General features: G+C 65.1%; 11 protein-coding genes and 1 pseudogene. 9 read left to right on the top strand and 3 right to left on the bottom strand.

All coding sequences use genetic code 11. The features are described from left to right. The 5 genes from J1M81_RS05085 (at position 1) to J1M81_RS26175 (ending at position 4435) form a co-directional block, all read left to right on the top strand. Positions 1–1365, top strand: coding sequence for an NtaA/DmoA family FMN-dependent monooxygenase (locus J1M81_RS05085; RefSeq protein ID WP_032374733.1), 1365 nt, complete (start codon positions 1–3; stop codon positions 1363–1365). After that, positions 1362–2102, top strand: coding sequence for a DUF1684 domain-containing protein (locus J1M81_RS05080; protein WP_283348668.1), 741 nt, complete (start codon positions 1362–1364; stop codon positions 2100–2102). Before J1M81_RS05085 ends, J1M81_RS05080 begins: the two co-directional genes overlap by 4 nt. Beyond that, a complete protein-coding gene (locus J1M81_RS05075) occupies positions 2099–3223 on the top strand; it encodes an LLM class flavin-dependent oxidoreductase (protein ID WP_032374711.1) in 1125 nt (374 codons plus the stop codon). Before J1M81_RS05080 ends, J1M81_RS05075 begins: the two co-directional genes overlap by 4 nt. A gap of 37 nt (positions 3224–3260) precedes the next feature. After that, entirely contained in the window at positions 3261–4196 is a 936-nt protein-coding gene (locus J1M81_RS05070; RefSeq protein WP_206497679.1) for an NADP-dependent oxidoreductase, read from the top strand. A 101-nt stretch (positions 4197–4297) separates the two neighbouring features. Then, a complete protein-coding gene (locus tag J1M81_RS26175) occupies positions 4298–4435 on the top strand; it encodes a hypothetical protein (protein ID WP_241257703.1) in 138 nt (45 codons plus the stop codon). On the opposite strand, the pseudogene J1M81_RS05065 reads toward J1M81_RS26175, so the two are convergent. Continuing rightward, positions 4409–5059, bottom strand: a pseudogene (locus tag J1M81_RS05065) (LLM class flavin-dependent oxidoreductase); the annotation flags it as partial. The gene J1M81_RS26175 and the pseudogene J1M81_RS05065 overlap by 27 nt on opposite strands. A gap of 19 nt (positions 5060–5078) precedes the next feature. After that, positions 5079–6098, bottom strand: a complete 1020-nt coding sequence (locus J1M81_RS05060; protein WP_032369853.1) for an aldo/keto reductase — start codon at positions 6096–6098, stop codon at positions 5079–5081. Positions 6099–6191: 93 nt separating this feature from the next. On the opposite strand from J1M81_RS05060, the gene J1M81_RS05055 reads away from it, so the two are divergent. Beyond that, positions 6192–6782: a TetR/AcrR family transcriptional regulator gene (locus J1M81_RS05055; protein ID WP_032374714.1), complete on the top strand. Its 591-nt coding sequence runs from the start codon at positions 6192–6194 to the stop codon at positions 6780–6782. Positions 6783–6811: 29 nt separating this feature from the next. Here J1M81_RS05055 and J1M81_RS05050 read toward each other — a convergent pair whose 3' ends face one another. Beyond that, entirely contained in the window at positions 6812–8626 is a 1815-nt protein-coding gene (locus J1M81_RS05050; protein WP_032374715.1) for an FAD/NAD(P)-binding domain-containing protein, read from the bottom strand. A 126-nt stretch (positions 8627–8752) separates the two neighbouring features. Here J1M81_RS05050 and J1M81_RS05045 point away from each other — a divergent pair, with 126 nt between their 5' ends. The 3 genes from J1M81_RS05045 to J1M81_RS05035 all read left to right on the top strand — a co-directional run bounded on the left by J1M81_RS05045 (position 8753) and on the right by J1M81_RS05035 (position 11722). Then, positions 8753–9163: a nuclear transport factor 2 family protein gene (locus J1M81_RS05045; protein ID WP_027494254.1), complete on the top strand. Its 411-nt coding sequence runs from the start codon at positions 8753–8755 to the stop codon at positions 9161–9163. Positions 9164–9490: 327 nt separating this feature from the next. Then, positions 9491–10363, top strand: coding sequence for an LLM class flavin-dependent oxidoreductase (locus J1M81_RS05040; protein ID WP_032374716.1), 873 nt, complete (start codon positions 9491–9493; stop codon positions 10361–10363). A 12-nt stretch (positions 10364–10375) separates the two neighbouring features. Further along, a complete protein-coding gene (locus J1M81_RS05035; RefSeq protein ID WP_032374717.1) occupies positions 10376–11722 on the top strand; it encodes an LLM class flavin-dependent oxidoreductase in 1347 nt (448 codons plus the stop codon). Positions 11723–11739: the final 17 nt, after the last annotated feature.

The following is an 11739-nucleotide window of genomic DNA, read 5'->3' as shown; positions in this document are numbered from 1 at the left end:
ATCTCGAAGCGGACCAAGAAGCAGATCCACCTCGGCGCGCATTTCCCTGGCGTCAACAACACCACCGTCTGGACCGACCCGGCGTCGAAGAGCCAGATCGAATTCGATTCGTTCGTCCACCTGGCCGAGTCCGCAGAGCGTGGGCTGTTCGACTTCTTCTTCCTCGCCGAAGGTCTGCGATTACGCGAGCATCGCAACAAGATTCACGATCTCGACGTCGTCGGCCGCCCGGACACGCTCACGGTGTTGAACGCGTTGGCATCGGTGACGACGAAGCTCGGACTCGCCGGGACGATCAACACCACGTTCAACGAGCCCTTCGAGCTCGCCAAGCAGTTCTCTTCGCTGGACCACCTGTCCGACGGGCGCGCGGCGTGGAACATGGTGACCTCGTCCGACGCGTTCACCGGAGAGAACTTCCGACGCGGTGGCTACCTCGACCGGGCCGACCGCTACGTGCGAGCGAACGAGATCATCGACGTCGCCCGAGAGTTCTGGGATTCGTGGCAGTCCGATGCGTTCGTCGTCGATCGGGATCGAGGTGTCTTCGGCCGAGAATCCGAGATCCGCACGGTCTCGCATTCGGGTCCTCAGTTCGATGTGACGGGCCGCTTCACGTTGCCGCGCAGTCCGCAGGGACACCCGGTGTTGTTGCAGGCCGGCGATTCCGACGAAGGTCGTGAGTTCGGTGCGGCCAAGGCGGATGCGATCTTCACCATCCACGGGACGCTGGAGGACGGGCAGAAGTTCTACACCGACGTCAAGGGAAGGTTGGCCAAATACGGCCGCGAGCACGCAGACCTGAAGGTGCTGCCCGCCGCGACGTTCGTCCTCGGGGACTCGGCCCAGGATGCAGCCGAGAAGGCCGACCGTATTCGGCACCAGCAGGTCAGCGGCAAGACTGCCATCTCGTTTCTGGAGCAGGTGTGGGGACGAGACCTGTCCGAGTACGACCCGGACGGACCGTTGCCCGACGTCGAGCCGAGCGGTGACGTGAGCATCACCCGTGGCCGCGCTCGCCACGGTGACCCGAGAACCCTTGCGCAGCAGTACCGTGAGCGTGCCGAGGCCGAGAATCTGAGCATTCGGGAGCTCATCATCGCGGTGACGACCCGGCAACAGTTCGTCGGAACGCCGGCACAGGTAGCTGAGGACATCGACAGCTACGTCCAGAACGATGCGTGCGACGGGTTCATCCTCGTTCCGCACATCACGCCGGCCGGGCTCGACGAGTTCGTCGACCAAGTCGTCCCAGAACTGCAGGATCGCGGTAGTTTCCGTACCGAGTACACCGGGAACACGCTGCGTGATCACCTCGGTCTGCGTCACCCGTACCAACAGCGTGAAGGAGTGCGAGCATCGTGAGTGAATTCGAGCAGGACTGGAAGCAGTGGCACGCGGACCGGGAAGCGTCCTACGGCGATCCATTGGGATGGTTGTCGCTGACCGGATTGTATTGGCTGACCGACGATTTCGAGATCGTTGCCGATCTGCCCGGCCGATGGCGGGCCGATGCGGACTCGGTGACCGTCGAGGGAGTGGACGGGGTGACGACTCTGAATCCGGTGGAGGGTGCGCCCGGGATCCTCGTCCACGACGGTGAACGCCGTATCGAGGTCATCCGCCGCACCGGCGCGGTGGCGTTGCGGGTCCACGATCCGAAAGCCTCGACCCTGCAGTCCTACAACGGGATACCGGCCTACGAACCCAGCGAGGAGTTCGTGGCCCGCGCCACGTTCACGCCCTACGACGCCCCGGTCACCGTGACGACAGGTGCCGTGGTCGAGGGTCTCGAACACCACCACACTGCGGTGGGCACCCTCGATTTCGAGCTGGCCGGTACAGCCCAGCAGTTGGTTGCGTTCGGCGGCAACGACACTGGTCTGAAGGTTCTGTTCACCGATGCCACGAGCGGGGTCACCACGTACCCGGCAGCGCGGATCCTTGCTGTGGCGGAACCCGAGGGTGGCTCCGTGGCACTCGATTTCAACCGAGCAGCGAACCTGCCGTGCGCGTTCACCGACTACGCGACGTGCCCGGTCGCGCCGGCGGAGAACCGGCTGACGGTGGCTGTCGAAGCAGGGGAGAAGACGCCCGGATGACGCGCGTGCCGCTGTCCGTTCTCGACCTGGCACCGATCAGCGCTGGGTCGAGCACTGCTCAGGCGCTCCGGAATTCGCTCGATCTGGCACGACAGGCCGAAGAGTGGGGCTACGAGCGCTACTGGGTTGCCGAGCATCACTTCGTCGCTGCGGCCAGTTCTGCGCCTGCCGTACTGGTGGGTTTGATTGCGGCTGCCACCAACCGCATTCGTGTCGGATCGGCTGCGGTCCAGCTCGGTTTCACGACAGCTGCTGCCGTTGTGGAGTCCTTCGGAACGGTGGACGCGCTGTATCCGGGTCGTATCGATCTTGGTGTGGGTCGATCCGGGCAGCGCAGAGCAGCAGCCCTGACCGGTGCACAGCAGGCTGCGCCCGAGCACGCGGTGTCATCGGAACCCGGTGGACTGTTTCCAGTGGCGCCCGCTGCGGCGACCCCGCGAACGACCCCGCTGCTGGCTGCGTCTCTGGCTGCGCTGCAGCAGCCACACGCTGAGGTCCCGGAATTCGTCGATCAACTCGACGACCTTGTTGCGCTGCTTGCCGGTAGCTACGAGCGCGACGGGGTGCCGTTGACGGCACGCCCGGGTGTCGGGGCCGATGTGGCGCTGTGGCTGTTCGGCAGCAGCGCTGGGCCGACTGCCCGTGAGGCCGGTGCCCGCGGTCTGCCGTTCGCGGCGAGTTATCACTTCAGCCCGGGGACGACTCTCGAGGCGATCGACGAGTATCGCCGTGCTTTCGTGCCGTCGGCCCGGTTGCCCTCGCCGTACGTGGCGGTGTCGGCCGATGTGGTTGTTGCAGAATCAGATTCGCAGGCCCGAGAGCTGGCAGAGTCTTTTCCGCAATGGGTGCACAGCATTCGCAGCGGTCGAGGTGCGATCGAGTATCCGGATCCGAAGAACGTGGCACCGCTGACCGGCGAGCAATACGAGCTCGTCGCTGATCGAGTGGACACTCAGATCGTCGGATCTGCGGCGACGGTCGCGGTGAAGCTCGACGCCCTGCAGGAAGCGACCGATGCGGACGAACTCGTGCTCACCTCGGTCACATACGACCATGCGGACCGGCTGCGCTCGTACGAATTGCTCGGTAGGGAATGGGGACTGCCGCGCCTGCGGATCTGAGCGGAACATTTGCGTCGTGGTGACCGTTGTACCGCGCATGACACGAGTTGCAGTTGCAGCGTCCTACGGTGGACCGGACGTCGTCGAGATCGTCGAACGAGAGCTGCCTGAACCGTCCGAGGGCCAGGTTCTGGTCGAGGTCAAGGCGATCGGCGTCAACCCCTTCGACTACAAGAGCTACAGCGGCGCCTTCGGTACCGACGGGTCGAAGCTTCCGATTGCGTTGGGCAGCGAGGCGTCGGGCATCGTGCTGGCGGTCGGCGGAACCGTCGAGGGCCCGGTCGGTCCTGTCGCCGTCGGCGACGAGGTGGTTGTCTCCGGCCAGAACGGTACGTATGCCGAGCGGATTCTGGTTCCTGCGCGGTTCGTGTTTCCGAAGCCGGAAGCCCTGGACTGGAACGTTGCTGCGGGTGTACTCGCCGTGGCTGGAACGGCCTACGACGCACTCGAATCCGTCGGTGTCGAGAGCGGAGACACCGTTCTCGTGCACGGGGCGGCGGGCGGCGTCGGGTCCGTGGTGGCTCAGCTCGCTCTGGAGCGCGGGGCCACCGTCATCGGGACTGCGCGCCACCAGAACCACGATGCACTCCGGGCATACGGTGTCGAGCCCGTCGAATACGGTGACGGACTGATCGACCGGGTACGAGCAGCCGCACCGAATGGGGTGGATGCGGCAATCGACACGGTGGGCACCGACGAGGCCGTCGACGTCTCTCTCGAATTACTGACGGACAGAGCGAGATTGGTCAGCACGGCCGCCTTCGGGCGAGCTTCGGCAGACGGGTTCCTCACCGTCGGTGGGCCGGTGAGTATGGAGCGTCGACGCCTCGCATCCCCGGTGCTGCTGGAGCAGGCAGGTGCAGGCGTGTTCGAAGTGATTGTTGCCAAGACCTTCCCGCTCGAGGACGTCGCGAAGGCGCATGCCGAACTGCAGTCGACGCACCCGCGTGGAAAGTTCGTTCTGGTTCCGTGAGGACAAGGCCCGGCGCACGAGCTCGTACTCGGACCGATGAACTCCTCGGTCACTCTCTGCGCGATGCCGTCGGGATAGGGGCCGGGGAGGATGAGAACGACATGATCGAATCCGGCGGCCACCGCGTCGCCGATGTCGTTTCTCGTTCTCTCGGGTTCTTCGAACGACACCCCGAGCGCGATCGATCGGGTGATCGCCCCTGGATCGCGCCCGATCTCGGCGCAGTACCGGTCGAGTAGTCTGCCTCTGTCCAGTGCGTCGGCCAGGTCCCCACCGGGAATGTTCCATACGTCGGCGTGTTCGGCGACGAGGCGCAGCACTCCTGCCGCCCGGCCGCCGATCACGATCGGCGGGCCCGGTCGCTGAATCGGTTTCGGATTCTGGAACGCCCCGACGAGGTCGACGTGGCTGCCGTGAAAGTCGAAGGGTTCGCTCTCGGTCCAGAGCCTACGAATCACCGTGAGCGATTCACCCAGTCGCGCAACAGCGTTCGCAGCGTCGCTGTAGGGCAGCCCGCTCCCGTCGTACTCCCGTCTCGCCATCGGCACGCTCGGCCGTGATCCGGCACCGATGCCGAAGTCCAGCCGCCCGTGCGAGACAGCGTCGACCGTAGTGGCGATCTTCGCGAGGATCGCGGGTGGACGAATGCGGTTGCTGGTGACCATGATTCCCAATCGCAACCGCTCGGTACGAGCGGCCAATGCGGACAGCATGGTCCAGCCTTCGAAGATCGGGCCGTCGAGGTCACCGCCGATGGGCATGAGGTGATCGAACAGCCACGCGTGCTCGATTTCCGGAATGCCGTCTGCCTCGCGCCACACCCGGAGCAGGTCGGCGTAGGAGACGTTCTGGGGAGGGGTCATGATCCCGTAGCTGACCATGTCAGCGTCTCCGCAGGGAGGCGTCGAGCAGTGCCGGCGGGGTGTCGAACTTGTCGTCCGGCGCGAGATCGACTCCCGGAGCTACGATCTCGTCGATCCTGTCGAGGACATCGGCCGGGAGGACGGTGTCGGCGGCAGCGAGCTGCGAGTGTAGGTGCTCGACGGTACGCGGCCCGACGATCGCGCTGGTGACTCCCGGATGAGCCGTCACGAAACCGAGTGCGAGTTGGATCAGTGTCAGTCCGGCTTCGTCGGCAACACCGACCAGTTTCTCGACGGCGTCGAGTTTGGCCCGTCCCGTGGGAGTGTCCGTGCCGAATCGCTCGGGCATCATCGCCGCGCGGTTGGTGGTGGTCTCTCGCCCGGCCCGGATGGCTCCGGAGAGGAAGCCGCCCGCCAGGGGACTCCACGCCAGAACCCCCATTCCGTACTCCTGCGCGACCGGAAGGACGTGGGATTCGATGCCGCGCTGCAGGATCGAGTACGGCGGCTGCTCGGTGACGAACCGCCCTAGACGGTGCTCCCGTGCGGTCCACTGCGCCTGCACGATTCGGTAAGCCGGATAGGTGGAGGAGCCGAAGTATCGAATCTTCCCGGCACGCTGCAGATCTGTCAGCGCCGAGAGGGTTTCCTCGTCGCTCGTGGTGGGGTCCCAGCGGTGTATCTGGTAGAGGTCGACGTGATCGGTACCGAGTCGGCGCAGACTGTTCTCCAGTTCGGTGACGATCCAGCGGCGGGAGCTGCCCTGATGATTGCGTTCGTCGCCCATGGGGTTGAACACTTTGGTGGCCAGCACGATGTTCTCGCGCCGACCTTCGATCGCCTTGCCGACCATTTCCTCGGATTGTCCCTGGCTGTACATGTCCGCGGTGTCGATGAGGTTGATACCGCCCTCGAGTGCGGCGTCGACGATCGCGGTTGCCTCGTCTTGCGTGGTGCGTCCGATGGCACCGAAGTTCATCGCGCCGAGCGAGAGAGTGCTGACCTGGACGCCGGTGCGTCCCAGTGTGCGGTACTGCATGGGGATCTCCTTGTGGCCTCTGGAGGGGTTACTCTGCGAGTAAGCGGAACAACGTTCCGTAAACAAACATACGGAACGTTGTTCCGTTTGTCGATGGCTGGAGGAACAGTGACCGAGGCCGAAGCCGAGCAGCCCAGAAAGCGGGCGGATGCGAGGCGCAACGAAGCGACCCTGCTCGACGCGGCGGCGGCTGCGTTCGTCGAGTCGGGAGTAGAAGTGCCGGTGCGCGATATCGCCAGGCGGGCCGGCGTCGGCGTGGGAACCATCTACCGGCACTTCCCGACGCGGGGCGACCTCGTCGTCGCCGTCTTCCGACATCAGGTGGAGGCCTGCGCCGTCGCCGGTCAGGAGCTTCTCGCCGGCCGCGAATCACCGCACGCGGCGTTGGTGCTCTGGATCGATCGGTTCGTCGACTTCCTGGTCAGCAAACACGGTCTGGCCCAGGCCATGCAGTCGGACAGCGCCGGATTCGAGACCTTGCACAGCTACTTCCTGAACCGGCTGGTTCCGGTGTGCGAGTCATTGCTCGACGCCGCTGCGGACTCGGGGGAGATCGCCCCGGGGCAGACCGCATTGGAGTTGATGCGGGCGGTCGGCAACCTGTGCATCGGTGCCACGGACAGCCGCTACGACCCGCGCAAGATGGCGCGGGTGCTGATCGCCGGACTGCGCATCGCGCCGTGATCCGGTCCGTTGTCCGGCCGACCGACGGTTCAGCGGCTGTGCCGCAGTAGTTCTGCCGCGAGCTGGTCGTTGTGTCGGAAGAAGCCGGCGTTGGTCCTCGGCCGCGGAAAGGCACTCGACCACGTGTGTCCGGCGACCCATGGACCCACCGCGTAGCGGTTCTCGGCCGCCTCTCCCGACGCGGTGATCAATCGAGAGCGCCCGTCGACAGCTACTTTCGCTGCGCTGTGCTCGGTGGCGCGGATGTCGGTGATGTCGCCGCGCGTATGCAGGGTGCGAAGCAATTCGTCTTCGGCGGCGGCGATGGTTGCGACGGGTAAGCGCGCGTCGATCAGAGTGTCGGCGTGCACCACCACATCGTGTGCAGAGCTACGGGCGACGAACGACCCGTTCTCCGTGGAGAAGGTGACATCGGGGCCGAGGAAGTGAACGATGTCGGCCCGGCTGAGGGCCAGGAGTTGTTCGAGCCGTTCCGGTGGCGGACCGCTCGCGACGAAACTGAAGAACGAGTGCAGCCACCCTTCCACATCGCCTGCGACCGACTGCGCCGAAATGCGCCCGCGTCGCAACAACTCTCCGATGGTCATGTACACCGAGAGCAGTGCCGAGAAGACGGCGGCATCCGAGCTGTAGTAGGGATCTGCTCGACGACGAAGGTCGGTCTCGATGTAGGTCTGCAGCTCGGTACCTACCTCATCGAGTCCCTCGAAACGCCGTCCGGCAAAGGGCTTGTCGAGCCGTGCCAGATCGATGCGGTCCTCGTCCTTCGGAACGAATTGCTCCACGAAGGCGGTGAGTTCCTGCGATCCCCAGGTGATCTCGCTCAATCCGATCTCGAACTCCGGCCAGGAGCCGACTGTTCGCTCGGGGTGGGCCGTGAACAACTCGTAGTAATGAGCCCAGGCCAGTTCTTTGGATGCGAGCGGCCAGATTTCGTCGCGGAAGTGCAGAGGGCCGTGGCCGGGGAAGGCGTCGGCGGTGAAAAACTTCGGGAGGGGCGGGCGCGCCGCGGCGATGTCGTAGGAGATCTTCGCGTGGTACGGAACTCCGCGCCGCGAACCCGCATAGAGAATCGGTTCGCGGCCGGAGGCGGTGTACTCGAGCACGCCGTCCGCGTTGCGGGCGAACGATCCACCGCGAGTTTCCGCGAGCAACACCATCCAGTCGATGAATGCCAATCCGAGCCCGGCAATCAGCACCGGTTCTCCCGCAGGCACTCGGCTGGGATCGAGATCTGCGGTGTATCCGGGGCCGATGTACGTCAGCCCATGGGTTCGGGAGAACTCATCGAGCTGTGATTCACGGTGCGATGCAAGCGCATCCGGATGTCCCTGGGCCAAGAGCACGGCATCGGTGCGGATGGTCGACCCGTCGTCGAGTAGCAGTACCTGGTCGGCGGTCAGGTCCGTCACCCGTGCTCGATGAACGTGAACGTGCGTGTCGGTGTCGGCAACGGCGTGCTCGAACACCCAGCTGAGGTAGCGACTCTGTAAAGTCCGCGACGCGAAGGAATGCGGACCGAAATCGCGCAGTTCGTCCCGCAATTCGAGGTCCTGGCGCAGGGTGTCGGCATGTTCCAGAACCCACTGCGCCAGCGTCGGACCGGGGCGAATCGGACCGTCGACGACGGTGGTGTCGTCGGTGAACATGGTGACGTCGGCGGCCACCGAATTCATCCACAGCAGCGGTGGTTGACTGCTACGCCAGATGCGACCGGCCCCCGGAGGGAACGGATCGACGACGTGGATGTGCAGCTCCGCATCGGACCGGCGCGCCAGCAGTCGTTCGAGTACACCTGTGCCGCGCGGACCCGCACCCACAATGGCGATAGTGAACGATTTCACCGGCGGCCCTCCATCTGACACTGTCCCACTACGAGAAGTATGCACACGCCGAAAGTCGTTGCTGCAGGGGCAAAAAATCACGATGAGCGAATGTCTTGCGTCCTGGCGGTCGGCTACCCTTGCTTCATGAACTCGTCCGCGGACCACTTGGTCGAGCAGTACCTCGATGCACTTCGACGGGCCGACGTCGATGCGGTCCTGACTCTGTTCGCACCCGGTGCGGTTGTGCACTCGCCGCTGTACGGACCGACGCCCGCATCCGACTTCTATCGCGCGCTTTTCGCGGACACCTCGGGTGCGACGCTGACCTCGAAGGGCGTCGCCGAAGGTCGTACGTCCGAGGGCGCTCGACTCGTCACGTTCTGGTTCCATTTCGACTGGAGACTGCCCTCGGGTGTGGCGGCCCCGTTCGACGTGGTCGACGTCGCCGAACTCGACGAGAACGGACGCATTTCTGCACTGTCCATCGTCTACGACACCGTGGATGTGCGGCCGGTCTTCGAGCGCGAAACCGGGTCCTCGTGGAGGTCGACGTAGGTCGCACGACCTGATCGGTGGCAGCACAGGCAGGGGGTCCGGGCCCGCGAAGTGGTGACCTCGTGCTGACACTGCGCGTCTACGTACCGGCGTCTACGTCGTTCGAATCAGCGTGATCGCAACGGGTGTGCTCTACAGCGGATGAACCTAGGGTCCACGTATGACCTGGCTGAAAGCACTGGCGGCGGCGTTGATCGATCGACTCGGAGCTCAGCCTGCCTGCACCGCCGCGGCGCTGGACTTCGGAACTCGTGGTTGAGCCGTCCGGTGAAGATCGTCGGTACAGAGGACGCAGGAACACGACGAGTGCGAAGGGCTGAACCGAGGATGACCGAGACGTTGTACTTCGCCGTCGAACTCGACGGGTTCGACGAGACACCTGCGCTCCTGAAGGAGAACGCGGCCGCCGCCGAACGCGCCGGCTTCACCCTCGTCACCTTCGGTGATTCGCTGGTCTCCTCACGCGAGCGCCTCGATGCAGGTACTCGTGCGGCATTCGTCGCCTCCACCACGTCCACCCTCGGCCTGGCTCCCACGGTCCACACTCTGACGACCGAACCGTTCTTTCTCGCAACACAACTCGCGAGTGTGGACCACGCCTCGCACGGCCGCGGGGCCTGGGTGGTCGGTGTCGACAACAGCGCGGACACTCACGCGGCTGTCGGATCCGAGGTCCGCTCCGAGACCACCGCCGAAGTGCGGGACGTCATCGACGTGGCGGGGCGGCTGTGGGATTCGTGGGAAGACGACGCCGTCGTTCGAGACGCGGAGTCCGGCCGGTATCTCGATCCCGCTCGCGTGCATCACGTGCGCTTCGAGGGCGAATTCTTCGACGTCGTAGGGCCACTGATCACTCCTCGTCCGCCGCAGGGGCAGGTCGTCGTCATCGGCGACGCCGACCTGGGAGTCACCGATCTGCTCGATGTCGCACTCGTACGCGGGGACGGCATCGGCGAGCAGGCCGACACCGCTCGCCGCGACGGGGCCGCGCTGGTGTTCGCCGATATCGACCACCTGTCGAAGGCCGAGGCCCTCGCCGGAGTCGTCGACGGCGTCCGGCTGCACCTCGGTGGTGCGGCGTTGAAAGAGCTTGCGGTACCGGCACATCTGATTCGTCGACCGACGCCGGGACTGTCGCTGCGGGAGAACCTGGGGTTGCCGCGTCCGGTCAGCCGCTACGCCGCGGCTGCGCACGAGTAGAGAAGAGCTGTCATGGGCATCATCGACCATCACCCGGACACCGGCGCACCGTTCGACCCGAACGCGCAGATTCATCTGGGCGTGTTCTATCCAGGGATCGGCGCGCAGACGATCTGGGAGGATTCGCACGCCCCCGATCAAGTGGCCACCGACACGTTCATCGAGGTCGCCGGCACACTCGAACGCGGTTTGTTCGACGCGTTCTTTCTCGGGGACGGTCAACGTATCCGAGAGAACCGTGGCGACATTCTCTCCACCGACATCGCCGGCAGGCCCGACGCCATCACACAACTGGCGGCTCTGGCGTCGGTGACCGAGCGCATCGGACTTGTCGCGACCCAGAACACCACGTACAGCATCCCGGTGGAGTTGGCTCGTCGTTTGGCCAGCCTGGACGCGCTGTCGGACGGGCGCGCCGGATGGAACATCGTCACCACCGACAACGCCTGGACGGGTAGAAACTTCAGGCGCGGAGGATGGTTGGAGCACGAACGCCGTTACGAGCGCGCCACCCAGGTGGTCGAACTGGCGAAGCAGTACTGGGCAGGTTCCCCTGTGGAGTTCCACACCGATCTGCTCGAAGCGGTTGCGGCACCCAACGTTCGGTCCCGTGTGCAAGGTGGGCCGGTGCTGTTCCAGGCCGGCGACTCGCCGGGAGGACGGGACCTCGCGGCCCGGCACGCCGACGTCGTCTTCTCGGCCAACAACGCCTACGACGCAGCGGTGGCCTACGCCAAAGATCTACGTGCCCGGACGGTCGCCTACGGCCGACCCGCCGATGCCGTGAAGATCTTGCCCGGGGTGACCGTCGTACTCGGTGATACCGAAGCCGAGGCCGAAGAAAAGGTTCGGTGGCTTCGATCCAACGCGCACAACGGTGTTCGAGCCATCGCCTTTCTCGAGCACTATTGGGGCAAGGACCTCTCGGCGTACGACCCGGAGGGCCCACTACCCGACATCGATCCGGTGGACGCCGAGCTGGATCCGTCACGCGGCACGCTGTCCATCGACGCTCGGACCGGCAAACTGACTCAGATCGCGCAATGGCGAGCCCTCTCGGAAGAGAAAGGGCTGTCCATCCGAGAGTTGGTGCTCGAAGTGTCGCCGGCGTCGCGCTTCCACTCGGGAACCCCTGCGGCAGTGGCAGACCACTGGGCAGCCCTCGTGCGTCACCGTGTGGTCGACGGCTTCAACATCAACCCGTACCACTTGCGCGACGCCATCGGCGATCTGGTCGACAAATTGGTCCCGGCATTGCAGGAGCGAGGGGTGTTCCGTACCGAATACACCTCGACGACGTTGCGGGGACACCTGGGCCTCGACGGTGACGCTGCTTCCGACCGTGCACGGGCGTCGTAGCGGGCTGGGCACATCCC

Source organism: Rhodococcus sp. KRD175, from assembly GCF_017168275.1.
Classification (GTDB): domain Bacteria; phylum Actinomycetota; class Actinomycetes; order Mycobacteriales; family Mycobacteriaceae; genus Rhodococcoides; species Rhodococcoides fascians.
The sequence above is the reverse complement of the archived record's forward strand: the minus strand, read 5'-3'. Positions and strand labels throughout refer to the sequence as shown.